The following is a 25,491-nucleotide window of genomic DNA, read 5'->3' on the forward strand; positions in this document are numbered from 1 at the left end:
GCAACCATCATGAGCACGGACACCACCCCCAAATCCACCGACTCGACGGACGACGCCAAGGGCGACACCGCCTCGCAGCCGCGCGCCTGCCTGCTGTGCGGCCAATGCACCGCCGTGTGCCCCGCCTTTCTCACCACCGGCCGCGAGGAACTTTCACCCCGCGCCAAGCACCTGGTGTTCGCCGCCCTGCGAGACGAGCCGGGCCGCCTTGGCCTGAAGCCCGCGCGCGAACTGGCCGACCGCTGCCTGTCCTGCGGGCGCTGCGCCGCCGTCTGTCCGCAGGGGCTGTCGGTGCCGCAGGCGCTGGCCGCCCTGCGCGCCAGGCACCCCAACTGGCAGCAGTGGCTGTGGAAACAATGGATAGAACACGGCCGCCTGCTGTGGCCCGCGTTGGCCCAAATGACCCGCGTGGTCCCCGGCGCGGTGGTGCCGGAAGGCGTGCAGCACATGCTGCGCTCCGCCGCCGCCATGCTGCCCCCGCCGCCGCCGGCCCCGTGGATAGTGGCGGATGATGAGCACGGCCGGGCGACACCAGACACCCTGCGCGACGGTTCTGATGCAACGCAAACCGCAACGCGCGGCGATGCCGCCCGCCCCCCGGCCATGCTCTTTGCCGGGTGCACCGCCCGGCGCATCCGCCCCCGCTGGCAGGACACGGCCCGCGCCCTGCTGCGCTGGATGGGGCACCCCGCGCCCGCCCAGGGGAACGAGAACGACTTCACCTGCTGCGGCTCCACGCTCGAGCACGCGGGCATCCCCGATGCCGCCGCCTCGGCCCGCGCCCGCAACCTGGACGCCTGGCGCGCCGCTGGCCGCCCGTTGCTGGTCACCTTTTGCGCCACCTGCCACCACGGCCTTGCCGAATACCCCGGCCACGCCGACCTCGACTGGCAGGACGGCGAGCGCGAGGCATGGGCCGCCGCCCTGCGCCCCCTCTCCACCCTGTGGGGCGACGCTACATTCCGCGTCACCGCCGAGGCCCCGGCCCAGCCGGAAGCCAGCGCCCCAGCGCCCGTGCGCTACCACCAGCCCTGCCACCGCAAGGGCACGGACCCGGATGCCGTATGGCTGCGCGCCCTGCTCGGCAGCCGCATGCGCGCCCCCGGCGGGGTGAACTGCTGCGGCATGGGCGGCGTGCTGCAACTGGCCGCGCCCGACCTTTCTCACACCGTGGCCGACGCCTGCTGGAACGGGCTGCTGCCGGAACGCGCCAACGCCACGGCCGACACGCAAGCACCCGCCGGGGCACCCGCCACGGCCGACACACCCGCCGGCGCTCCCGCCACACCCACCGTTTCCACAGACATCACCGTGCTCACGGGGTGCAGCGGCTGCACCCTGCAACTGGCGGCCACGGCCCCGGCGGGCGTGCGGGTGTTCCACTGGCTGGACGTGGTGGGCCTGCCCCAAAGCTGACGCAGGACTGGCGCGGGGCTGGCGCATACGCGCTCCCTCCATCTTCACGGGCGGCGGACCGGGCAGGATGCTCCGAATCCGCCGCCCTTTCGTCCTCCTCCGGCACCCGCCTGCCCCCTCCCCCCCGTGGCCCCTTGCGGGCCATTCTCCGCAGGCACGTTCCTACGTTACGTTCCCCTGTCATTACGGCGCAATGCAGGCAAATTCAGGAAGCGCGCATTGCCAACCGCAGGTATTTGACTTATTTGAAATGGGTTCGGCCAGCCGCCGCGCAGCGCAAGTTTTTCGTTCCGCAGTCCGCCGCGCCGCCAGCGCCCCGCGCGCTTTCGCAGATGCGGCCGAACCGCCCGGCGCCCATGGACGGCGCGCAGCCCCGCCCTCCGGCATCCATCCGGAACGGCTGCGGAAGCAACGCGCAACGCCACACATGCGGTCCGCCCGGCAGTCGGCCCAGCGGCCATCGCCAGCCCCGCCCCGCGCGGGGCCTTATGCGCGGCAACCGGTCATCGCCGCCCCGCGTTCCCATGCCTGCATCTTTCGGGAGAAAGAATGTTCGATACCCTGTTCAAAAGCATCTTCGGTTCTTCCAACGACCGCTACATCAAGCGTTGCCGTGCCCGCGTCGGGGGCATCAACGCCTTGGAACCGCAGATGCAGGCCCTTGCCGACGACGATTTTCCGGCGCGCATTGCCGAATACCGCGAACAGGCCCAGAATGGCCGCAGCCTGGACGACCTGCTGCCCGAAGTCTTCGCGCTCACGCGCGAGGCGGGCAAGCGCGCCCTGAACATGCGCCACTTCGACGTGCAGTTGGTGGGCGGCATGGTGCTGCACGAAGGCCGCATCGCCGAAATGAAGACCGGTGAAGGCAAGACCCTCGTGGCCACCCTGCCCGTGGTGCTGAACGCCATCTCCGGCCTTGGCGTGCATGTCGTCACCGTCAACGACTACCTGGCCAAGCGCGACGCCGCGTGGATGGGCCGCCTGTACAACTTCCTGGGGCTGTCCGTGGGCGTCATCGTGCACGGGCTGTCCGACGAAGAGCGCAAGGCCGCCTACGGCGCTGACATCACCTACGGCACCAACAACGAATTCGGTTTCGACTACCTGCGCGACAACATGAAGTTCTACCCGCACCAGTTGGTGCAGCGTGAACACAATTTCGCCATCGTGGACGAAGTGGACTCCATCCTCATCGACGAGGCCCGCACGCCGCTGATCATCTCCGGCCCGTCGGAGGATTCCACCGGCCTCTACCGCCGAGTGGACGACATCATCCCCAGACTTTCGGCCGAAACCCACTTTTCCGTGGACGAAAAGGCCCGCACCGCCACCCTCACCGACGAGGGCGTGGCCAAGTGCGAAGAGTTGCTGGGCATCGACAACCTGTTCGACCCCGGCAACATCACCTTCCAGCACCACGTGTTGCAGGCGCTGAAGGCGCACCACGTGTTCCGGCGCGATGTGGACTACATCGTCACGCCCGAGGAACAGGTGGTCATCGTCGACGAATTCACCGGCCGGCTCATGCCGGGCCGCCGCTTCAGCGACGGGTTGCACCAGGCGCTGGAAGCCAAGGAAAAGGTGAAAGTGGAGGCGGAAAACCAGACCCTGGCCTCCATCACCTTCCAGAACTACTTCCGCATGTACAAGAAGCTGGCGGGCATGACCGGCACGGCGGACACCGAAGCCGTGGAATTCCAGCAGATCTACGGGTTGCAGGTCATCACCATCCCCACCAACAAGCCCATGGTCCGCAAGGACTACCCGGATTCCATCTACCGCACCCGACGCGAGAAATTCGAGGCCATCGTGGCCGCCATAGGCGAGCTGCACAAGAGCGGCCAGCCGGTGCTGGTGGGCACCATTTCCATCGAGACCTCGGAACTGCTTTCGGCCATGCTCAAGAAGACGGGCGTGCCGCACAACGTGCTGAACGCCAAGCACCACGAGCAGGAAGCCGAAATCGTGGCCCAGGCGGGCCAGCGCGGCAAGGTCACCATCGCCACCAACATGGCCGGGCGCGGCACGGACATCGTGCTGGGTGAAGGCGTGCGCGAAAGCGGCGGCCTGCACATCCTGGGCACAGAACGCCACGAAAGCCGCCGCATCGACAACCAGTTGCGCGGCCGTTCGGGCCGCCAGGGCGACCCCGGCTCGTCGCGCTTCTACCTTTCGCTCGAAGACGACCTGATGCGCCTCTTCGGGTCCGACCGCATCTCCGGCCTGATGCAGAAGCTGGGCATGGAAGAAGGCGAACCCATCGAGAACCGCATGGTCAGCCGCGCCATCGAAAACGCCCAGAAGCGCGTGGAAGGCCACAACTTCGAAATCCGCAAGACCCTGCTGGACTACGACAACGTCATGAACCAGCAGCGCGAGGTCATCTACACCTTGCGCCGCGAGACCATGATGGAGGCGGACCTTGAAGAGACCGCCGTCGAATTCATGGACGACCTGTTCGACGAAATCTACGGCGACGCGGAGCAGGGCAAGGGCAGCGAGGGCGACGACGCCAAGGCCTACGCCCTGGCCCGCCTGCGCGACGTGTTCAACATCACCCGCGTGCTGCCCCTGACGGATGGCAACCTGCCCGACCGCGAAACCGCGCGCGGCGCGGTGCTGTCCATCCTGGAAGATCTGAAGCGCGACACCGGCGAGGTGTACCGCGACATCGTGCGCTTCTTCCTGCTGGAAGAAGTGGACCGCTGCTGGAAGGAACACCTGCTGAACATGGACCACCTGCGCGACGGCATCGGCCTGCGCGGGTACGGCCAGCGCGACCCCAAGCAGGAATACAAGCGCGAGGGCTTCTCGCTGTTCCAGGACATGCTGTTCCGCGTGCGCGAAAACCTGTTCCGCGCCCTGACCCGGCTGCGCATCCAGCGCGAGGAACAGGCGCCGCCGGAAGAACTGAAGCAGGAATTCAAGCACAAGGAAGAGCCCAAGAGCCTCAACTATTCCGGCGCGCAGAAGGAAACCCCGTCCGCCGCGCCCGAGCGACGAGCCGAGCCCAAGGTTGGCCGCAACGACCCGTGCCCCTGCGGCAGCGGCCAGAAATACAAGAAGTGCTGCGGCGCTTAGCGCGCCGTACGGCACTGTCGCACACACAGGGGCGGCGCGGGAGTTCTCGCGCCGCCCTTCACTTTTCCGGGACTTGCCCGTAATACGCACGACGTGCACCGCTGCATGCGCACGGCGCGCCGCCACTGGCGCCAGCGGACACCCCACGCACCCGACAACCGGCCCACCGGGCCGAACACGGAGCCAGCATGGCCAGCAACGACACCACGGCCGCCACCCCGGCCACCAATGGAGAAGCCCCCGCCATCTGCGCGGCCCCCAAGGGTTTCCGCTTCGCCACCACCGGCGCGGGGTTCCGAAAGTCGGGACGCGACGACCTGGCCCTGGTGGTCAGCGACACACCCGCCGTGGCCGCCGCCGTGTTCACCAAGAACCTGTTCCAGGCCGCGCCCGTGCTGGTGGCGCGCGACACCCTGGCGCATGCGCCGCAGGCCCGCGCCGTGCTGATCAATTCCGGTCAGGCCAACGCCTGCACCGGCGACGAGGGCCTTGCCAACTGCCGCGCCACGCTGGAAATGGTGGCCGCCGCCACCGGCCTTGCACCGCAGGACATCCTGCCCGCGTCCACGGGCGTCATCGGCGCACAACTGCTGCTGGACAAGTGGTCCGCCGCCGTGCCCGCCCTGGCGGCGGACCTTGGCAAGAAGGGGCCGGAAGACTTCGCCAGGGCCATCATGACCACCGACGCCTTTCCCAAGTACGCCTCGCGCGAGGTGGAGCTTTCCGGCGGCACGGTGACCCTGGTGGGCATGGCCAAGGGCGCGGGCATGATCTGCCCGAACATGGCCACCATGCTGGCCACCGTGCTGTGCGACGCCGACGTGGAACCCGCCGCCTGGCAGGCCCTGTTTCGCGACGCGGTGGACGCCACCTTCAACCGCGTGACCGTGGACGGCGATACCTCTACCAACGACACCGTGTTCGGCCTGGCCAACGGTGCGTCCGGCGTTGCCGCGCGCGGGGCCGACCTGGCCGTGCTGGGCGCGGCGCTTACCGGCGTGCTGGGCGACGTGGCCTACATGCTGGTGAAGGACGGCGAGGGGGCCACCAAGGTCATCCACATCAACGTGGCGGGCGCGCGCGACGACGCCGACGCGGAACTGGCCGCGCGCACCGTGGGCCATTCGCAACTGGTGAAAACGGCCATGTACGGCCGCGACGCCAACTGGGGCCGCATCGTGGCGGCGCTGGGCCGCAGCGGGGCCACCTTCAACCCGGCGGCGGTCATCGTATCGCTGTGCGGGGTGGAACTGTTCCGGGGCGGGCAACCCACGAACCTCGATTTCGACGCACTGCTCAAGGAACCCCTGGCCGGGCGCGACATCGTAGTCAACATCATGCTGGGCAACGGATCGGGCAGCTACCGCCTGCTGGCGTCGGACCTGACGCACGACTACGTGAGCTGCAACGCCGATTACCGCAGCTAGCGGCTGCCCCGGATTGCGCTCCCCCTGTTGGTGGGGTTGGGCGGGACGGGGGCGGGCGAACCGTTGGCTGACGCAGCTACCCTGCGACAGACGTGCACGCGGCGGGCATCCCGCACTCAATGGGGACGGGCCCTGTCCGGGCAGGAAATCCGCCCACAAAACGGTTCCATCCGCCGGATGCCCCCCACATGCTTGACAGCGCGCCCGCCTAACGGGTACACACGCTTTCTCGCGTGCGGCTTGCCCACGCGACAACGGAGAGGTGGCCGAGCGGCCGAAGGCGCTCCCCTGCTAAGGGAGTATACGGGCAAAACCTGTATCGAGAGTTCAAATCTCTCCCTCTCCGCCAGTGAAAGTCAACCATCTAGAATGGTTGCAATATCCCGACGGCGGGGGCTTCAGGTCCTTGTGGATACACCACACGGATACAAACTGGAGCCTCCGCCGTGTCGCTTTTCCAGTCCTCCCCCTGTACCCGCGCGATGTTTGACACGGTGGCGCACCCCGCTTGGCACTAAAAGTCCCGACGAGATTTGCTCGCCGGGACTTTGCGTTATACTCTGGGGGCAGTTCGTCGCGGTGGGCCACCGCGATGCGGTAGCATTCCGGAGATGGCTCGATGCCGAAAAATCACCTCCCGGTGGCCATGCAGGTCACTCCGGGCACGGCAGTGTCAGGTGAATACCATCTCTGCATACTCTGTACAATTTAACTCACCGGCGCGGAAATATGGGTGTATTCTTTACGACCATCACTTGGCTTGGATCACTGTATCTGCTTTTGCCACTTTCCGTGTTGTTTTGCTTTTTGCTGCTCTGGGCAGGCAAATCTGGGCATGTGATTCTGATTGCATTGGACGTGTCTGTCACCATCCTCTCAGTTCATGTGGCGAAACTGGCATTTCGTCGACCGCGCCCCTCCACAACAACAGAGCTCCTGGTGGCCATGCCCTCCGACTGGTCATTTCCGAGCGCTCACACAGCCCAAGTCACTGCCTTTTTCATGTCTATCACGTTGATCACATTTCAGACTCTGCCACCAGCCTTGGCAAATCCTGTTGCCGTATTAAGCATTTTTATTGTCTGCGCTGTCGGATATTCACGTATTTACCTGAAGCTACACTATGTTTCAGATGTATTAGCAGGAATGTTTTTGGCAGCTTTCATTGTATCTGCGGTACATCTAATCATTCCATCCATCCCATGGGGCATGAATAAATAATTTTCAATCACAAAAAATTGTATCATGAAATGGAAAGATTTTCAAAAATGGAGCCCTCCGTGCGAAACAAATTTCTCGGACAAGGAGAATACGGCTATCACCCAATCCGGAAGATCAAGGTATGCCTTTCCGGCCTACACTATGCCATCCGTTACGATTTCAGCGTTGCCTACAAGGTCTATCTTTCCCTATTAATGGTCTTGGTCTGCTTTTTTTTCCGCCAATGGGTCGATTTTTTTCTCATCATGGCGGCCACCAGCCTCGTGCTCATTGCTGAAATGTTCAACAGCGCCATAGAGGCCCTGTGTGATTTCATAGAAACAAACGAGAATCACAAGATAAAAGTGATCAAAGACATATCTGCAGCGGCCACAGGCATCGCCATTCTTCTCTGGGTTGTCGTGCTAGCCGTTGAAATTACGAATTTCTGGAATATATTCCATAGCTAGACAGGATTGATCTGCCGCCCGCTCAAGCCTGATGACAGCCCACCTCCTGACCATGCCCCGTCATGAAGCACGCCAAACCTCGCAGGAGATGCTTACGATGCAATATAACGCAATAAAGCCGGACAGCATTATGTGGCACTCCCTATCAGCCCAGGACGTAGTGGCCGAGTTGGAGACAAGCCTTAACGGTTTGAGCGACCGTGAAGCAGCAGAGCGACTTCAAAAGCATGGCTCCAACACGCTTCTGCGCAAGGGACGCGACAGCCCCTGGCTGATTTTCTGGCGTCAAATAAACAACCCGATTGGCTGGCTCTTGATCGCAGCTGGGGCCTTGGCTGTCGGATTGCAAAAGATTACGGACTCAATGGTGGTTTTCGGCGCGGTAATCGTTAACGCCATCATCGGATTCATACAGGAATATCGCGCAAGCAAAACCATTGAGGCGCTTGCCTCCATGGTGCCGGAATTTGCAACAACGCTCCGGAACGGAGAGTCCATTGCGGTTTCCGCTGAAAGTCTGGTCCCAGGTGACCTTGTGATCTTGCAGAGTGGCGACAAGGTTCCCGCAGATCTGCGGCTGATCAGGGTCAAAAACCTTCTGGTTGAAGAAGCCGCCCTCACCGGCGAATCACTGCCCGTGGCAAAACGAAGCGACGCCGTTGCCCAGGATTCACCCCTTGGCGACAGAATCGGCATGGCCTACAGCGGAACGCTTGTTCTACAGGGCACGGCCACCGGCGTGGTGGTCGCAACCGGCGGCGTGACAGAGCTGGGCCGCATCAATACCCTGCTCAACCAGACCGGACAGATGGAGACTCCGCTGACACGCCAGCTGGCCAAGGTCAGCAATGGCATTACCGTCGCCATAATCGTAGTGGTGGCTGCCCTCATCAGTTTCGGCATCTGGGTCAAGGATGCCCCTCTCGGTGATTCCCTCATGGTGGCGGTTTCTCTCGCGGTGGCGGCAATCCCCGAAGGTTTGCCAGCTGTAATCACCATCTGCCTCGCCATAGGCGTCCGGCGCATGGCCGAAAGACATGCGATCATCCGACACCTCCCGGCGGTTGAAACACTTGGCTCCACCACGGTCATCTGCTCTGACAAAACCGGCACACTGACCCGCAACGAGATGACTGTGCAAGTGGCATGGCTGGGCGGGCAGGAATACCGGGTTTCCGGCATCGGCTATGCCCCGAACGGGGAAATCGAACGCGATGGTGCCCGCCTGAACGAACTCCCGGCGCCCTTGCATGATCTGCTCACCATAGCCGTCCTCTGCAATGATGCCGTAGTGCGCCTTGAACAAAACATCTGGACCATCACCGGCGACCCTACCGAGGCCGCGCTGGTTGTTGCCGCAGAAAAAGCAAACCTTTCGAGCCAAGAGCTTCGCAGCCACCATGCCCGCCTGGACGTCATCCCGTTCGAGTCGGACAGCAAATTCATGGCCACCCTGAACACGATTGACGGGGAAACCCATATCCTCCTGAAGGGGGCTCCGGAAACCGTCCTTGAACGCTGCACCCTGACGGGGGCGGAATTGCGACGAATCAATGAGGCCGTGGCCACCTATGGCCGCCAGGGAATGCGGGTCATCGCATTTGCACACAAGAAGGGCGTCACTGCGCAGCAGATCGAACCAGAGTCCGTCCGAACGGGTTTGCAGTTTGCAGGCTTGCTCTGCATGATCGACCTTCCCCGGACCGAGGCGATGGATGCCATCAGGGTATGCCAACAAGCCGGCATTACCGTCAAAATGATCACTGGCGATCACCCTGTGACCGCCGAGGCTATCGGGCGGCAACTCGGCCTTCTGCCGCAAGGGCAGCACGCGATGTCGGGCCGTGACCTGGATGGGCTTTCCGAGAAACAGATGCAGGACGCGGCGATGAGCACGAATGTCTTTGCAAGGTTGGCCCCCGAGCACAAGCTCCAGCTTGTCGAGGCACTGCAGGCACAGCGCCATGTCATTGCCATGACTGGTGACGGTGTCAATGATGCACCGGCCCTCAAGCGCGCCGACATCGGCATAGCCATGGGCATAACCGGCACGACGGTATCGAAAGAAGCGGCCAAGGTCGTACTCATGGACGACAACTTCGCATCCATCACCGCAGCGGTGGAGGAAGGACGCCGGGTCTATGACAATCTCATAAAATCCCTGGCCTTTATGCTGCCCACCAATCTCGGCCTGGCCTGCACCCTGTCGGTTGCCATGTTTTTCTTCCCGACAGTTCAGATCGCTGGCGTCAATGAACTTCTTTTGGCCATGTCCCCCAGCCAAACCCTGTGGATAAATCTGGTGGCAAGTGTCACCCTGTCCATCCCCCTGGCCTTTGAAGTGCTTGAGCCAAATGCGATGCGGCGACGTCCGCGCTCTCCCGAGGCGCCGGTGTTCTCGGGCTTCATTGTAACCCGCCTGGTTATTGTCGGAGCCCTCATGGCGGCAGGTGCATGCGGACTGTTCCTCTGGGAGTATTATCGCATTATAGGCCAAGAGCCCGTGACAAGCGCCAAGCATGCCCTGGCCCTTGCCGAAGCGCAGACACTCTGCGTGACAAGCATTACCTTCACCCAGATTTTTTACCTGCTCAACTGTCGCTCTCTGAACGCTTCGCTCTTTACCCAAGGTTTTTTCAGCAATCCAACAATATTCATCGGCATCGGAGCGCTGCTCGTGCTCCAGACATGTTTCATTTATCTGCCACCGCTGCAAACGCTTTTCAACTCCGCGCCGATTGATGGCCGGGGATGGCTGTTTGCCATGGCGGTAGGAGCAACGGTGCTCCCCGTAATATCCTTCGACAAGTGGGTCAGAAATCGCAGGCGTGCAGACGCGAACACACCGGCAGAAAAGGCAAGATAGACGGATCCATCAAGAACAACCTGCTCTCAGGCGGGATCTACAACGACGTTCTATGATTCGTGGCAAAGGAAGTGTCAGAAGCGTCGGGCCTGCCCCCCCCCCAGAGCCTCCTGGCCGAGCCGAATGCCGATGCGCGAACAACTCCGCGCTACAGCGTCATTAGCGAAGAATCCAAGTGCGGCAGCCCCACTCGCCTCATCAGCAACGAATCCGGCCGACACGCCCTCATCCTCCGTTCCCGCCGGGCCGAAGCCCTGCACATCAAGACGGGGGCAACCTCGGGCGCCCTGGCGTTCCTCCTCATGGACGGCATGCACATCGCGTGGTGAAGAGAAGTTTTCCACCGCTCATAAATCAACCCTATCGCGGCCTTGCAAACAAATAACAACTCTAATATATGAGCATAAGAGAACTTCACCACACGAGAAGCAGCATGTCACACATCGCACGCCTGACAATTCTGATCGCAATCTACATACTCTCAACCACAAATCCGTGCCTAGCCATTTCAAAAGATCTTGTCATATATTATATTGAATACCCCCCGTACTATTACACAGAAAACGACACGCCCAAGGGAATAATTATCGACATCACAAAGAAAATACTCGAAGAATCTAAAATTGCATATACGCTCAATCAACTCCCATCCAAGAGAGTCCTTGCTGAAGTCAAGAGCAGCCAGAATGCTGCCTCCATCGGCTGGTTTCGTACACGCGAGAGGGAGAAGGACTACATATTCTCAAATCCCATCTATACAAACAAACCGCTTCACCTTCTCATTCGAACAGATCGTGCAGAAGAATTTTTATCATTCAAAACACTTGAGAGCATATTGACAAGCAACAAGTTCAGAATAGGTGAAATCTCCGGACATTCAGAAGGCGCATTCTGCGACAGCCTGTTCAGAAAATACCCGTCTAGCGTTCATTTCATCGCTGGAGACCAATCCCAACTTCTTAAAATGCTTCGCGCAAGAAGAATTGACGCTATTCTGATTGCCCCTGAAGAGGAGTCTTCTCTCGAGAAAGAAGCAGGCATCCCACACGATGAATTGGCCATAATCCAACTTGAAGATATACCATGCGGCAACAATCGCCACATGATCTTCAACAAAAACGCGGACCCTAATATTATCGAACGAATCAACACCGCCATAGATTCAATCAAAACGGATCACTAAACAACACACCACGGGTACACCACCCTGTTACAAACGCTCCCAAGACCATTCGATAGACATTAAAAAATAATTTATTTCGGTAATATACGCATAAGAACTGACAATTATCTCCCTCTCCGCCAGACGACAACGGGCCACGGCGCAAACCGCGACCTTTCTACACTCAACAATGCAATTTTACAGCATATTCCTCACAAACGCTCCAGATGTCCCCCTGCCGGGAAATGAGTCCCCAGCTTTCCCGGTGCCGTTCAGGCGCAGCGGAACGCACCAGAACACCAAGCCCACCGGTAACCGGGCGGCAATGGAGCACATTTCCGTTCAACATTTCCCTGCCCGACATCCCCGTAGCCGCCTTAAGCAACACAAAGAGATTTCCCGCCCCGCAAATACAGTATAACATGGCGGTGTTACTGATTACATGCCGGATTCTTTCCGAATCTCTACGGCAGGCGAGGACACCGCATGACCACCCCCCACGATTTTCCCTGGCCCCTTCCCCCCACGGAACTGCGCTTCATGGGAGAAGACGACGACCGTTTCATCTCCATTGGCGACCTGTGCGTGCGCATGCTGCGGGAAGCCATGCCTGTTTCCGCGCTGGGCATGGTCCTTGACATCGGCTGCGGCTACGGCCGCCTCGCGCACGCATTGCTTCGCGACAAGGGATTCACGGGCAGGTATTACGGCCTGGACATCCTGCCGCAACAGATCGCGTGGTGCCAGGAACACCTTGGACAAGACGGCCGTGCACACTTCCGGCATCTTGACCTGCATAACGCACGCTACAATCCGGCGGGAAAATACACCGTCAAAGACCTCGACTTCTCGGCCATGCCCCGCATGGATGCCGTGACTTTCTACAGCGTGTTCACGCATATGTACGAAGCGGATATCCGCGCATACCTTCAGCTTGCCGCCCCGCTGCTAAGGCCTGGCGGAAGCCTGCTGTGCACCGCGTTCCTGCTCAACGAATCCAGCGACGAAGGAGAGCGGACGGGAACAACCCGCTACCCCATGCCGCACCGGCTGAACGCGCATGCCCGATACTTCAACGCCGAGGATCCGCTGCACGCCATCGGCTATGCCGAGTCCGCCTTTCTCGGGTTGATCGGCGAGTGTGGGTTGCGCGTGGACAAGGTGGTGCCCGGCAGCTGGTGCGGCAGACCGGTAGACGGCCCCTTCGACCCCTATCAGGACATGATCATCGCACGCCGGAAGGACTGACACCCGCCGCCCCCCGGCAGGGCCAAGACGTGGCACGGCTAAACAGATCAACGCCCCTGGCGGGCATCCGCCAGGGGCGCTTCCGCACGCGCCGCGCCATGCCGGGTTGCCCCTCGCGCATCCAGCGCGGGATGCTAGCCCCGTTTCACCAGGCCCACCAGGAACAGCAGCACGATGGCTCCCACCACCGCGGTGACCAGCGACCCCATCATGCCGCCGCCGTGCACGCCCACCATGCGGAACAGAAATCCGCCCAGCACCGCGCCCACCACGCCCACGGCCATGTTGCCCAGAAAGCCGAATCCGCGCCCCTGCATCAGTTTTGCGGCCAGCCAACCGGCCAGCGCGCCCAGCAGAAGAAACCAGATGATGCTCATGAGTGCATCCTCCCTTCATGTTTGGCGGAAGCGCGGCAGCACACCCGCCGGTATTCCGGCCCCATGGTACCCGCAGGGCCGGAAAATGTCTGCCCCCTGCATAAACCCGCAAGCCTTCCGCACCCGGCAGGAGCATGCAGAGCGGGCGCGACGCCTGCCCCCCCACGTTTACCGTGCCCTGCCGGATTCACGCCACGGCCCGGCCCCACGGCACGCCGTCCCGTCGCGGGCATTCCCCCTTCTTGCCCGGTTGCCCGCGCCGCGCGCCGGGGTGTATGCTGCGGGCAGCGCCACGCCGCCCGCCCAGCGCGGCGTGGCGGCCATCCCTCAACCATTCTCCCCGGAGGCTCCCATGCGCAACATCGTCTTCGCCTTCGCCCTGCTGCTGGCGCTGGGCGTATCCACCAACGCCCATGCCCTGCTCGGCCTGTTCGAGAACAACTACCGCGTGGTGTTCGACGCCGTGCCCGACATCAAGGACGACAGGATATACCTTGGCGAGGCGGTGATGGGCGACATCACCAAGCGCGAACTCAAGGGCAGCAACGTGGTGCTCACCGTGGACGTGAAGAAGGAATTCCTGGGCAACATGGTGGACACCACCGTGTTCGTGGCCGAAGGCGGCCGCCTGAAGCACGCCACCCTCGGGCCGTCGGCCGCGCCGCTGAAGGAGGGGGCCAACGTGCTCGGCTTCACCGACGCGCTGCACCTCAACCTGTTCAAGGCCAAGGCGGCCATGAACGACCTTGGCCACTACCTGCGCAAGAAGGCCGACGAACTGGCCAAGTAGCGGTGGACCCGCCCGCTGAAACGGCGGGCGCAGGACCGGACGAACGCACACGGCCCGGCAGGGCGGGATTTGTCCCGTACCCTGCCGGGCCAGTTCATGCGAAAGAAAGACTGGTGGAAGCTGGACGCGCTGAACAGTGCCGGAACTGACCGGTGCGTCAGGGGGTGACCGGTGCGTCAGGGGGTGACCGGTGCGTCAGGGGGTGACCGGTGCGTCAGGACTCAAGAGAGCGGCACGGCATCTTTCACAACGTCCGTCCGCGCCAGTCCGCATATCGGGCTACTCCAAGCGGCCGAGCATGATGGAGGTCACCAGCCGGTGGCGCGAAGCCCCGCCCCGCCACCAGTAGGCCACGGGGCGACCTGCCGCGTCGGTGGCCAGGCCGATGACCCCGGCGCCCACGCCGCCAATGCCCGGCTCGCGCGTATCACTGGGCAGCGCGGCAAGCCATGCGGCGCTGCCCCGTTCGATGCCGGGGGCGATGGCCGGTGACGCCTCCACCTCCAGCGGCTGGGGCTGACCCAGGGCAGCGCCGGGCACGGGTTCCAGCGTCGCTTCACTACCCAGTTGCGGGGGCCGCGCGGCCTCCGGTTCGGGGCTGCCCGCCTCGCGCATGGCCGCAAGGTCGCCGTGCGGACTCAGGGTACAGTCGGCCACGGGCAGCAGCACTTCGCCAGGCCGGGCCGGGTTCAGGCGCGGGCTGGCCAGCGCCACCATGACGTGCCCGGTGGCGGAACTGGCGCTGCGCTCGGCGGGCCGCAGCCACGCCACCACGTCGCCGGGGCGCAGCTCCGACACCCGCTCCAGCCGCAGCCAGCCGGTGCCGTCGCCCTGGGGCCCGGCACGCAGGATGCTGCGGTGAAAATCCTCTGCCCGTGGGCGGTAGTGCTTGCCGCTGCGGTCCACGGTGGCCAGCGTTTCGGGGCTCACCTCGTACAGCAGCAGCGCAAGAAAGCCGGAACAGTTCAGCGCGAACCGGCCCGCCTCCTCGTCCACCACGTAGCTGCCGGTGTAACGGGTTTCGCGCACCTGCGAGAGCACGCGCACGGCCTTGGCATACAGCGCCCCGGCCCCTTCGGTGGCGGGCTGGTCGCCAAAATTCGGCATATGGCCGATGATGCGGCCGGATGGCGCGGGGGCGGGAGAAACGGAGCCGGGGGATTCGGGGGCGGGCATGATGTCGGAAGGGGCAGTTGCCGCCTGTGGCGCGGCCTCTACGGCCGCAACGGCGGACGCGGTGGGCAGGCCCGCCAGCAGACAGACCAGCAGCAGGGATACCGTCATGCACACGTTGGGGCCGGAATGCTCCGGCCTGCGCGGCACCGGCATGGCTCGTGCCGCCGCCCGTCTCTCCCCGTCAGTGCACATCGCCCGGTCCTCCCTGCATCCCGCCGTGCATTCCGTCCCGTTCCATGCCGCGCGGCACGCCCGCACGGGCGGCGGGGCGCGCTACGCCAGACCCGGCTACAGGCCCAGCATACCGTAAATGGCGTCCATGTCCACGGCCCCGCGTACGGCGTCGGCCAGCCGGTCCAGCGCCGGGTCGAGCGAATAGGGGGCCACCACGCCGCCCAGCGGGGTCAGCCCCCGGCGTGTGCGCAGCCCGTCCAGAAAATGCCTGCGAAAGCCGTCCGCGTCGAACACGCCGTGCAGCGAGGTGCCCCACACTCGCTCCCGCGTCCCGGTTTCCACGCCGCCCCCGATGGCCCAGCCCAACGGGCCGCCATCCTCGCGCAGCAGGAAGGCGCGCGCCCCGTCCCCGCAGCCCGCACCATTCGGGCCGCCGCCACCGCGCCCCTCGGCCACGGTCATGCCGTGGCGAATCTCGTACCCCGCCACGGGCAGCCCGCTTGCCGGATGCACCCCGCCGGTGCGGCGCAGGGTCTTTTCCGCCGCCAGTTCGGTGCGCACGGGCAGCAGCCCCAGCCCCGCCTCGCACCCGCCGCCTTCCAGCCCCAGCGGGTCGGCCACGGACAGGCCCAGCATCTGCAACCCCGCGCAGATGCCCGCCACCACCGGCCCGTCCGGGTCGCGCGCCAGGCGCGCCAGCGCCTCGGCCATGCCGGAGGCGCGCAACGCCCGCAGGTCGCCGGTGGTATTCTTGCTGCCGGGCAGAATCACCGCGTCGGGCATCCTGCCGCCCGGTCCCCCCGATGGGGCCGCCAGTTCCGCCGGGGTGCGGGCCACGCGCAGCCGCACGTCCGGCTCGCCGCGCAGGGCGTCCACATCGGTGAAGTTGCTGATGTGCGGCAGGTCCACCAGCACGATGTCCAGAGCGTCGCCGCCTTCAACGGTCGTGCCGTCGCGCGGGTCTCGCAGACCGGGCAGCCCTTCCTTGAAGGTCACGGAATCCTCTTCCGGCAGGCCCAGGTCGCGCAGGTACGGCACCACGCCCAGCACGGGGCGGCCGGTGCGTTCCTTCATGAAATCCAGCGCCGGGTCCAGCAGGCTGGCGTCGCCCCGGAACTTGTTCAGCAGGTAGCCCGCCACCAGCTCGCGCTCCCAGCCGTCCAGCAGTTCCATGGTGCCCACCAGCGCGGCGAACACACCGCCCCGGTCGATGTCGCCCACCAGCAGCACCCGCGCCCCGGCGTGCCGGGCCATGGCCATGTTCACGATGTCGTGGGCCTTCAGGTTGATTTCCGCCGGGCTGCCCGCCCCTTCGATGACCATCACGTCGTGCTCCGCCGCCAGGCTGTCGTAGGCGGCAAAGGCCGCGTCGCGCGCCTGCGGCTTGTAGTCCACGTACTGGCGCACCCGCATGACGCCCACCGGGCGGCCCATGACGATGACCTGCGAGCCCACGTCGGAGCAGGGCTTCAGCAGCACCGGGTTCATGCGCACGTCCGGTTCGAGGCGGCAGGCCGCCGCCTGCACGGCCTGGGCGCGGCCCATCTCCAGCCCGTCGGGCGTGACGCAGGAATTGAGCGCCATGTTCTGCGCCTTGAACGGGGCCACGCGCAGGCCGTCCTGCAAAAAGATGCGGCAGAACGCGGCGGCGAGGATGCTCTTGCCCGCGTTGGAACAGGTGCCCTGCACCATCAGCGCGGGCGTGCGGGAGACGGGCTTTCCGGGGGCGGGCTTACGGGAGAAGGGCGTGGACGTCGCGGATGTCATGGGCCTTGGTCTAGCGCGAATCGGGCCGGTCCGCCACCCGGCGTCCCCTGCACAGCGGGCGCGCCCGGCCCTGCCCGCGCCCACTTCCGAACGGCCCGCCCCGGCGCGCCAACGCGCCGCGCCCGCCGACCTGCGCCACAAATCTCTCATGCGCCTTGCCCCAACATCCCCGGTGGGTTATCTTACAGGAAGGCTCGGGTGCCTTTCCTGCGCGGCCATCCTGCGCCGCCGTCCGGCAGCCTCTGCCGCCATGCGGCACGGCCCTTTCGCGCGGCGCCCGCCCGGCCAGCGTCAGCAATGATCTTCGGCAACCCCAACCGGGAGAACCGCCATGAACAAAACGCTGAAACTCGTGGCCGCCGCCATCGGCGCACTGGTCATCGTTGCCGCGGCGGCCGTCGCCATCGTGGTGGCGACCATCGACCCCAACGACTACAAGGGGCGCATCGCCGACGCCGCGCGCTCGGCCACCGGACGTGAGCTGGTGTTCGACGGCGACCTCTCTCTGTCCTTTTTCCCCTGGCTGGGCATAGCCTTTGGCCCCATGCACCTCGGCAACCCGCCGGACTTTCCCAAGGCGGCGTCCCCCGACGACGACGTGTTCCTGCGCCTGAAGGGCGGCGGGCTGCGCGTGGCCTTCATGCCCCTGCTCTCCAAGCGGGTGGAGGTGGCGGAGCTGATCCTGGACGGGCTGCACCTGAACCTGGTGCGCACCGCCGAAGGCAAGACCAACTGGGACTTCGCCAAGCCGGGCGCGGCCCCCGCGCCGTCCGCCCAGGCGTCTGCTCCGTCTGCCCCGTCTGGGAAGGACGCTGGCGGCTCAGGCGGCGGCTCGCCGCTGGCCGTGGCCGTGGACACCCTGTCCGTGAACGGGGCCACCCTGTCCTTCCGCGACATGGCCACCGGGCAGCAGTTCCGTGCCCGCGACCTGAACGTGGCCGTCAACGGCCTGGCCCCCGGTGGCGACCCCGCCGACATCAGGATGAACGTGGCCATGTCCGGCCAGAAGCCGGACATCGAGGCCGACCTTTCCGTCACCGCCAAGGTGCAGTCCGACCTGGGCGGCTCGGTGCTGGAGGTCAAGGGCCTGACCGTGACCCTCACCCCCAAGGGCGGCGTGCTGCCCGCCGGGCTCGGCAAGGTGGAACTGGCGGGCGACATGACCCTGCACACCGGGCCGCAGCGGCTGGACATCGCCAGCCTGTCGCTGTCCACGCCCACCCTGCGCCTTGGCGGCAAGGGCGCGGCCGCGCTGGCGGCCCCGTCGTTCGAGGGCGTGCTGACCCTGGCCGGGTCGCCCCGCAAGGCGCTGGAAGCACTGGGCAACCCGGTGCGCACGGCAGACCCCAAGGCGCTCGACGCGCTGGACCTGAAGCTGGACGTGCAGGCCGCGCCCGCCAAGGTGGACGTGCGCTCCATCACCGGCAAGCTGGACGATACCGCCATTCAGGGCAAGGCGTCGGCCGTGCCCGGCCAGGTGCAGGTGATCCGCGCGGAACTGGCGCTGGACGCCATCGACGTGGACCGCTACCTGCCGCCGGAAGGCGAAAAGGGCAAGGCGGCGGACAAGGGCGCAGCGCCCGCAGCCAAGGACGGCAAGGCGGCCCCGCAGGGCGGCACGGCCGAGGCCAAGAAGGCCCTGCGCAACTTCGACGTGGACGTCACCTTCAAGGCGGGCAGGCTGGTGGCCTCCAAGGTGCCCATGACCAACGTGCTGGTGCGCCTGGTGGCCGACAAGGGCCTAGTGCGCGTCAACCCGCTGAAGCTGAATCTGGGCGGCGGCTCGGTGGATGGAGACATCACCGCCGACACCCGCGCCGAGGCCACGAAGTCGCGCATCGTCTCCACCGTGAAGGGGGTGGAGGTGGGCGAACTGCAACAGGCGGCGCTGGGCAAGCGGCACGTCTCGGCCCGCACCGACGTGAAGACCGACCTCTCCGCCACCGGCGACGACTGGAACGCCGCCAAGCACTCCCTGGCGGGCACGGCCTCTCTTGCCATGACCCAGGGCACCATCCACGGCTTCCAGATCATCCCCGAAGGCATCAAGGGAGCGGAATCCAAGCGGGCCGGGGCGTCCGGCCAGAAGTTCGACAGTCTTACCGCCTCCATCCGCGCCGACAAGGGCGTGGTGAGCAACAAGGACCTCAAGTTCGTCTCGCCGGGCATCGGGGCCACGGGCGCGGGCACGGCCGACCTTGGCCGCAATGTTGTGGACTACGCCGCCACCCTCGACGTCACCGGACTGCCCAAGATACCCATCAAGATCAGCGGTTCACTGGATTCGCCCAGCTACGGGGTGGACCCGGCCAAGATGCTGATGAACACCCTTGAAGGCGCGGGCAACGTCATCCAGGCCCCGGCGGAAAAGGGCGGCGAGGCGGTGAAGGGCATCGGCGGGGCCATCAAGGGCCTCTTGCCGGGCCAGAAGCAGTAACGGAAGGAACCCCGCCCGGAATGCGCCCCCTCCTCCGGGGGGAGAAGCGCGCGTTCCGGGCGGGCATTGTTCGCGTTTGGGGCGGGGTGGGGCCGGTACCGACGCGGCGCGCATCGGCAGCTTGCCGGTACGCGCCGGATGTGGGCCAGCTTGGCACCGGACGCCTGCCCGCCCCAGCGCACCATCCCCCGACCCGAGACCACGGAGCCTCCATGAGCGAACATATCGCCGCCGCCTCGCTGCTGGGCAAGGCGGCCCCGGACTTCAGGCTGGCGGACGCCTCCGGCGCGCCGCGCTGCCTTGCCGACTTTGCCGGACGCTGGCTGGTGCTCTACTTCTACCCCAAGGCCAGCACCCCCGGCTGCACGCGCGAGGCGCGCGACTTCACCTGCATGCTGCCGGACTTCACGGCGGCGGGCGCGTCCGTGGCTGGTGTAAGCCCGGATTCTCCGAAAGCCATCGGCAACTTCACGCTGAAGCAGGACCTGGGCGTTGCGCTGCTGAGCGACCCGGACCGCAGCGTGGCCAAGGCTTACGGGGCGTTCGGCACGAAGATGATGTACGGCAAGGCGGTGACCGGCATCGTGCGCTCCACCTTTCTCATCGGGCCGGACGGCACGGTGCGGGCGGTATGGTCGCCGGTGAAGGTGGACGGCCACGCCCAGGCCGTTCTGGACGAACTGCGCGGGCTGGCTGCCGGGTAGTCCGGCTGGATATCCGCGCGCACTGTGAACGGTTCGTAAACGCCCAGCAGCGCCAGTCGCGACCAATTGCGACCAGTCGCGCCAACGCAAACAAGGAAAGGCGGCGTTCCGTGGTGCATCCACGGAACGCCGCCCTTTCATGTCGGTCGCATCAGGCGGCAATGTCCGGGCGGCGTTGTCGCCACCCGGAAAGGCCGTCCGTTACATTTCCACCTGCTGAATGCCGTCCAGCCGCCACATCTCGCTGCCCGAGCGCACGAAGTGCCACACCTCGCGCACCTGGCTGGGGGCGTCGGCCTGGGCGTCCTCGCGCATCAGCACGTCGAAGAACACCGTGGCCACGGTGCGGTCCTTCTCTTCGGTCACCGAAACCACGCTGGCGTTGCAGTACAGGATCTCGGTGCGCGAGGGGCCGGGGTCGTCCTGGGCCTGCTGGGTGATTTCCTTCAGTATCTCCGGGGTGGTGAACTGGGCGATGTCGTCCATGTCGCGCCGATCCCACGAGGACTGCAGGCGGGTGTAGGCCATCTTGGCCCCGCGCAGGAAATCCTCGGTATCGAAACCTTCCGGAATGCCGGGACCTGCGGGCTGCGCGTATTCCGGCGCGGCCGCCGGGGCTGCCCGCAGGGCGTCCCAGCCCGCGCCGGAGCCGGTCTGTGCGCCGGGGTCCGCGTCGCGCCGCATGCCCCTGTCCTGGCCGGGGCCGGAAGCCGGGGCGGGCGTGGGAGCGCCGCGCCGCGCCGCGAAGAACTTCAACGCCATGAAGACCACCAGCGCGATGAGCAGCATGTCCATCATGCCCACGCCGCCGAAGCCGCCGCCGAACAGCAGCGAACCGATCAGGCTGCCCGCCAGCAGGCCGCCCAGCATGCCGCCGAACCCGCCGAAACGGGAGCGCGGGGCCTGCTGCGGCGCGGCTGTGCCGGGCTGCTGGGTCTGCGTCTGCTGCCGGTTGAGGGTGGTCCCGGAAGGGGACGAAGGCGAGGGCTGGGGTGCGGGAACGCTGCGCTGGTACGTGGGACTGCCGCCGAACGATTTGCCCCCGCCAAGGCGCTTGGCGTCGGCGAGGTCGGTCATGCTCATGGAAAGAGCCACGGCGACGGCCAGGCAACAGGCAAAAATCCGGGTACGGGTCATGGGTACTCCCGAAGGTTGCGTGTGGATGGTCGAAGTCGGGGTAGTACTGGCGGGCAGTGCCCACCGGCATACCGCATCTGTTGCGGCCCGGAACCTGCCGGGCCGTTGCAACGACGTGGGTGTCGGTGCGGCGTCGGTCCACCGTGGAAAGGCGGAATGCGACGGGTCCGGCGCGCTCGAAGGCACGAGGCGCGCCGGGCAGATACAGAAGAGGGAATAACCACAGCACGACCGGAGGATTCCCAATCAGGATTTTCGTTCGTTGGCGAGGAAAACCAGCCTGCCATGAGGAAATATACTCTTATGGTATTTGACCGACATGGAAGGCGCAGTTTAACGACGCCAACGGGCGAAAGGACGATTGGGGATCAACGGATGACGCCAAGCCCCTTAAGCATCTGCACGAAAAGCTGGCGGTCGATGGGCTTGGGCACGTACGACGTTGCCCCGCCCTTGTAATAAGCCTCCACCACGTTGCGCGGGTCGTCGAGGGCGGTGGTCATGACAACGGGCACCTCGTCGGCCGGGGCGACGCCCTGCTCGCGTTCAAGGGCGCGCATGCGCCGCAGGGCCTCCTGACCGTCCATTTCGGGCAGCATGATGTCCAGGCAGACAAGGTCGTACGGCTGCCCCGCGCCCAACGCCGCCGCGAAGGCTTCCACGGCCTCCACGCCGCTGACGGCGATGTCGCAGGCCCCGTAAGGGGCAAGGATGGTTTGCAGGAACTTGCGGCTGGTGAAATCGTCCTCGACGATGAGCACGCGCATGAAATGCCTCCGAACCGGTTCTGACGCCCGGCCGACGTGCCGTGAGGCCGCGCCGTTGGCGTTCTGGCAATCATAAGGCTTCGTCCGTGGAATGCAAGCCGTCATGCGGCTCCCCGTCACGCCCTGGCCGCCACCCAGCCCCTGCCACGCCCATGCCGCGCGCCTGGCTACGCGGTGCACACTGCACGGCCCCCATGGCCCGGTACGCGCTTTCCGCGCACCGCCCCTTTCCCGCATAGTGCGGAAACGCCCGGCCCCGGGCGAAGCCGGAACCGGGCGCGTACGTTCATCGTGCCGGGCGGGTTTTCCCGCCGCGTGCTACTTGACGGGCTTGAAGGCGTCGAAGCGGGTCCACAGCACCGCGCCGATCTCCACGTCCTTCATCTTGCCGTCGGGCCCCTTGACCTGCTCGGAAGCGGTGGTCAGCGCGGCGAAGCCCCACCAGCCCGCCTGCGGGCAGGCCACGGTGAACACGCCGTTGGCATCGGTCTTGACCACCTGGGTCACGTGGTACTCGGTGGGGGCGGCGTACTTGCCCTGGGCGTTGTAATACTCCACTTCCACGTCCACGCCGGGCGCGGGCTTGCCGTCCAGCATGGCCACGCCGCTGAAAACGCCGCCCGCGTAGTTGCCGAAGGGCCGGGTAAGGGGAATGATCTCGAACTTCAGCCCCGCCGGGGTGTCCCAGCCATCCTCGTTGCCGAAGGCGGGCACCACCACCTTGGTCAGGTGCTGGATGTAGCAGTCTTCCTCCGGCTCCCAGTACAGCTTGGGCTCCATGGTGAACATGTACACGCCGGGCCTGGGGAAGGTGAAGTCGGTCTTCCACGCCGCCTTGCCCATGACCTTGGTTTCCTTCAGCGCGGCCAGCAGGTCGGTGCGTTCGGCCTTGTCGCCATCCACCCGCACCACGCCGAAGGCCTGGGGCCGCTCAAGATCCATCCCCTTCATCTCGAAGGGATGCGAGAACGACAGGGTGACCGAGGTGGCGCGCTTGGCGGCCGTGGCCACCGGGGCGTCGGGGATGATCATGCCGAAATGGGCAAGGGCCGGGGCCGCCGTGACGAGCACCAGCGCCAGCGCGCCGACAAGCCTGCGAAGCTGCATGGGACACTCCTTTCGTGTTGATATGCGTACAAGGATACGAAGCATGAAATATGAGATGCTTCGTTACACGAAACCATGCGTCGTGTCACCATCAAAGGCGCACCAGGGCCGACGGTGCAGACCGCCTGGCCCGCTCCACCGGCCCTGCGCGGATGATGCGGATGCGGATGGGGACCGGATGCGCCGGGGAATCCGGCAAAGCCGCCGTTCACCCGCACCTCCTGTGCGTTGGCCCAGCCGCCTTCCGGCCCGGCCAGAAAGGACACCACGGCGGCGATCTCTTCCGGCGTGCCCAGCCGCTCCAGCGGGGCCGACTTGCCGATGGCGGCGACCTGCTCTTCCGTCTTGCCGTTCTGGAACAGGTCTATGCCACAGGGCCGGGGGCCACGGCGTTGACCGTGATGCGCCGCCCGCGATCACGCGGCGCGCGGACGGGAGCGAAGAAGGTAATGACGTTGCAAGAACATCCGGCGAAGGGAACGTGGGCGGCACGGGCGCATCGCCACGGCAACCTGGGCGCGTTGGAACATGGCCGGGAGAGTTGCCGAAAACCTCCGGGGAAGAACCGCTACGGGGCTAGGGACGCCGGTCGGGGTGGGCCGGGGTGCGCGCCGCCACGGCGCAATCCACCGCCGCCGCGCCCGCCCGCAACAGGCATTCCACGGCGCGGCTCAACGTGGTGCCGGTGGTGCAGATGTCGTCCACCAGCAGGATGCGCTTGCCGCGCACGTCGGGATGCGCGGTGAACGCGCCGCGCAGGTTGCGCCGCCGCTCCTGGCGCGAAAGCCCGGTCTGCGGCCGGGTGGGGGTAATGCGTTCGAGCCAGCCGGGTTGCAGGGGCGCGCCCAGCGCGGCGGCGGGCAGGCGCGCCAGTTCCAGGCACTGGTTGCACCCCCTGCGGCGCAACCGTTCCGGATGCAGCGGCACGGGCACCACCCCGTCGGGCCGGGGCAGGTCGGCGCAGGCCGTGGCCAGCAGCCCGCCCAGCAGCCGCGCGGCGGCATGGTCCTCCGAAAACTTCACCCGCAACACCAGTTGGCGCAACGCCCCCTCGTACAGGCCATGCATGCGGAACCCCTGCCACGGCGGGGGCTCGGCAAGGCAGCGGCCGCAGGGCGTGTCCGGCAGGGTGGGCAGGGCCTGCGGCGCGCCGCAACGCGGGCAAACGCCGCCTCGGCGCGGGGCCAGAGCCACGGCGCAGGCCGGGCACAGCACGGGGGAATGGGGGGACAGTGAACCGCCGCCGGGCGCGGCCACGGCGGCAGGGTCGCACGGCCTGCCGCATGCGGCGCATCGCACCTCGGTCAGGCCGCAGGCGCTCGCCCACGCCGCGAGGCGGGCCAGAACCCGACTCGCCATGCCCGCGCGGCCGGGGCCAGCCGAACCTGTTCGGGTGGTCGGGCCTGTTTGGACTGTCGAGGCGGTCGGGTCGGCCTGGCCGGTCGGGCCGGTCGGGCAGGTCGGGCAGGTCGGGCCGGTCGGGCCGGTCGGGCTGGTCGGGCCGCGCGCCACGCCCGTTCCGGCTACTGGTTCACGGCCACGGCGTGGCCGTCGAACATGGTGCGGGCGGCGTTGCCGCCGTATTCCAGCACCCGGGCGCTGGTGGCCGGGTCGTTGGCGATGTCGTCGGGGCCGTCGTAGCCCGCAAGCAGCAGCGGATCGGCCAAGGTGATGTTGAACGCCGCCAGGAAATAGCGCAGCGTCAGCAGGCTGCCGTCGAAAATGCGCTCGCCCTTCTTGCGACCGGCCACCAGGGCCACCCAGGCAGTGCGGCGCGGCAGGGACAGCAGGCGTTCGTCGCCCGCCTCGCGGCGCAGCCAGTAGGACTGGCCCCGGTCGATGAACGCCTTGAACATGGCGGGCAGGTGATAGAAGAACACCGGCGCGGCGAAAAACAGCGCGGGCGCCTCGAACAGCATGGAGAACAGCGGCGCGCTGCGGTCGGTGCCCTCCAGGAAGCACCAGCCATGGGGGTCGTGCTGGCACCGGTAACAGGACACGCAGGGACGCACCTCGTACTGGCGCATCAGCGTGACCTCGATGTTGCCGCCCGCCTCGGCGAAACCGCGCGCGAACAAGGCGGCCAGCCTGTCGCTGTTGCCGTTCGCCCTCGGGCTGCATGAAAATGCCCTGGCCGGTGTGGTGGTTGCTCTCATGGCTACTCCTTGCCGCGCCCCCCGGT

The 25,491-nt window shown here is 65.7% G+C and carries 20 protein-coding genes and 1 tRNA gene; 12 read left to right on the forward strand and 9 right to left on the reverse strand.

Features of this window, described 5'->3' with window-relative positions; translation table 11 throughout:
* The first annotated feature begins 9 nt into the window (after positions 1-9).
* The 9 genes from RVX_RS12025 to RVX_RS12065 all read left to right on the forward strand — a co-directional run bounded on the left by RVX_RS12025 (position 10) and on the right by RVX_RS12065 (position 12,873).
* On the forward strand, positions 10-1,416 hold the full coding sequence (locus RVX_RS12025) for a (Fe-S)-binding protein (RefSeq protein WP_116306053.1): 1,407 nt from the start codon (positions 10-12) through the stop codon (positions 1,414-1,416).
* A gap of 549 nt (positions 1,417-1,965) precedes the next feature.
* Positions 1,966-4,500: a preprotein translocase subunit SecA gene (gene secA / locus RVX_RS12030; protein WP_116306054.1), complete on the forward strand. Its 2,535-nt coding sequence runs from the start codon at positions 1,966-1,968 to the stop codon at positions 4,498-4,500.
* Positions 4,501-4,745: 245 nt separating this feature from the next.
* Positions 4,746-5,927 carry a bifunctional glutamate N-acetyltransferase/amino-acid acetyltransferase ArgJ gene (gene argJ / locus RVX_RS12035; protein ID WP_172596603.1) on the forward strand — a complete coding sequence of 394 codons (1,182 nt, stop codon included), beginning with the start codon at positions 4,746-4,748 and terminating at the stop codon, positions 5,925-5,927.
* A 256-nt stretch (positions 5,928-6,183) separates the two neighbouring features.
* Positions 6,184-6,276, forward strand: a tRNA-Ser gene (locus RVX_RS12040).
* Between the two features lie 380 nt (positions 6,277-6,656).
* Positions 6,657-7,148 (forward strand): phosphatase PAP2 family protein, encoded by a 492-nt coding sequence (locus tag RVX_RS12045; RefSeq protein ID WP_116306056.1) that lies wholly within the window; start codon positions 6,657-6,659, stop codon positions 7,146-7,148.
* A 59-nt stretch (positions 7,149-7,207) separates the two neighbouring features.
* A complete protein-coding gene (locus RVX_RS12050) occupies positions 7,208-7,597 on the forward strand; it encodes a diacylglycerol kinase (RefSeq protein ID WP_116306580.1) in 390 nt (129 codons plus the stop codon).
* Between the two features lie 97 nt (positions 7,598-7,694).
* Entirely contained in the window at positions 7,695-10,463 is a 2,769-nt protein-coding gene (locus RVX_RS12055) for a cation-transporting P-type ATPase (protein ID WP_216362347.1), read from the forward strand.
* A gap of 433 nt (positions 10,464-10,896) precedes the next feature.
* Positions 10,897-11,646 (forward strand): substrate-binding periplasmic protein, encoded by a 750-nt coding sequence (locus RVX_RS12060; protein WP_172596568.1) that lies wholly within the window; start codon positions 10,897-10,899, stop codon positions 11,644-11,646.
* Between the two features lie 465 nt (positions 11,647-12,111).
* Complete coding sequence (locus tag RVX_RS12065) at positions 12,112-12,873, forward strand: class I SAM-dependent methyltransferase (protein ID WP_116306059.1); 762 nt, start codon at positions 12,112-12,114, stop codon at positions 12,871-12,873.
* Between the two features lie 134 nt (positions 12,874-13,007).
* Here the strand turns inward: RVX_RS12065 and RVX_RS12070 are convergent, their stop codons facing one another.
* The gene (locus tag RVX_RS12070) at positions 13,008-13,250 is read right to left on the reverse strand and encodes a GlsB/YeaQ/YmgE family stress response membrane protein (RefSeq protein WP_116306060.1); all 243 of its coding nucleotides are present in this window, start codon (positions 13,248-13,250) and stop codon (positions 13,008-13,010) included.
* A 352-nt stretch (positions 13,251-13,602) separates the two neighbouring features.
* Here RVX_RS12070 and RVX_RS12075 point away from each other — a divergent pair, with 352 nt between their 5' ends.
* Positions 13,603-14,040: a hypothetical protein gene (locus tag RVX_RS12075; protein ID WP_116306061.1), complete on the forward strand. Its 438-nt coding sequence runs from the start codon at positions 13,603-13,605 to the stop codon at positions 14,038-14,040.
* Positions 14,041-14,319: 279 nt separating this feature from the next.
* Here RVX_RS12075 and RVX_RS12080 read toward each other — a convergent pair whose 3' ends face one another.
* Entirely contained in the window at positions 14,320-15,408 is a 1,089-nt protein-coding gene (locus tag RVX_RS12080; protein ID WP_230404597.1) for a hypothetical protein, read from the reverse strand.
* A 96-nt stretch (positions 15,409-15,504) separates the two neighbouring features.
* Complete coding sequence (locus tag RVX_RS12085; protein WP_172596569.1) at positions 15,505-17,157, reverse strand: cobyric acid synthase; 1,653 nt, start codon at positions 17,155-17,157, stop codon at positions 15,505-15,507.
* 331 nt (positions 17,158-17,488) lie between these two features.
* On the opposite strand from RVX_RS12085, the gene RVX_RS12090 reads away from it, so the two are divergent.
* Together RVX_RS12090 and RVX_RS12095 are read left to right on the forward strand one after the other, a co-directional pair.
* Positions 17,489-19,594, forward strand: a complete 2,106-nt coding sequence (locus RVX_RS12090; RefSeq protein ID WP_116306063.1) for an AsmA family protein — start codon at positions 17,489-17,491, stop codon at positions 19,592-19,594.
* Between the two features lie 212 nt (positions 19,595-19,806).
* A complete protein-coding gene (locus RVX_RS12095) occupies positions 19,807-20,298 on the forward strand; it encodes a peroxiredoxin (protein ID WP_116306064.1) in 492 nt (163 codons plus the stop codon).
* Positions 20,299-20,499: 201 nt separating this feature from the next.
* Here the strand turns inward: RVX_RS12095 and RVX_RS12100 are convergent, their stop codons facing one another.
* From RVX_RS12100 to RVX_RS12125, 6 genes are all read right to left on the reverse strand, one after another.
* A complete protein-coding gene (locus tag RVX_RS12100) occupies positions 20,500-21,435 on the reverse strand; it encodes a Tim44 domain-containing protein (RefSeq protein ID WP_116306065.1) in 936 nt (311 codons plus the stop codon).
* Between the two features lie 368 nt (positions 21,436-21,803).
* Positions 21,804-22,202 (reverse strand): response regulator, encoded by a 399-nt coding sequence (locus RVX_RS12105; protein ID WP_116306066.1) that lies wholly within the window; start codon positions 22,200-22,202, stop codon positions 21,804-21,806.
* A gap of 318 nt (positions 22,203-22,520) precedes the next feature.
* Positions 22,521-23,309: a DUF4198 domain-containing protein gene (locus RVX_RS12110; RefSeq protein ID WP_116306067.1), complete on the reverse strand. Its 789-nt coding sequence runs from the start codon at positions 23,307-23,309 to the stop codon at positions 22,521-22,523.
* On the reverse strand, positions 23,231-23,677 hold the full coding sequence (locus tag RVX_RS12115; RefSeq protein WP_371682109.1) for an SDR family oxidoreductase: 447 nt from the start codon (positions 23,675-23,677) through the stop codon (positions 23,231-23,233). Before RVX_RS12115 ends, RVX_RS12110 begins: the two co-directional genes overlap by 79 nt.
* A gap of 208 nt (positions 23,678-23,885) precedes the next feature.
* Positions 23,886-24,668, reverse strand: coding sequence for a ComF family protein (locus tag RVX_RS12120; RefSeq protein ID WP_230404670.1), 783 nt, complete (start codon positions 24,666-24,668; stop codon positions 23,886-23,888).
* 164 nt (positions 24,669-24,832) lie between these two features.
* The gene (locus tag RVX_RS12125; RefSeq protein WP_116306069.1) at positions 24,833-25,465 is read right to left on the reverse strand and encodes a flavodoxin family protein; all 633 of its coding nucleotides are present in this window, start codon (positions 25,463-25,465) and stop codon (positions 24,833-24,835) included.
* Positions 25,466-25,491 lie beyond the last annotated feature (26 nt).

The organism is Nitratidesulfovibrio sp. HK-II, from assembly GCF_003402415.2.
Taxonomy (GTDB): domain Bacteria; phylum Desulfobacterota; class Desulfovibrionia; order Desulfovibrionales; family Desulfovibrionaceae; genus Cupidesulfovibrio.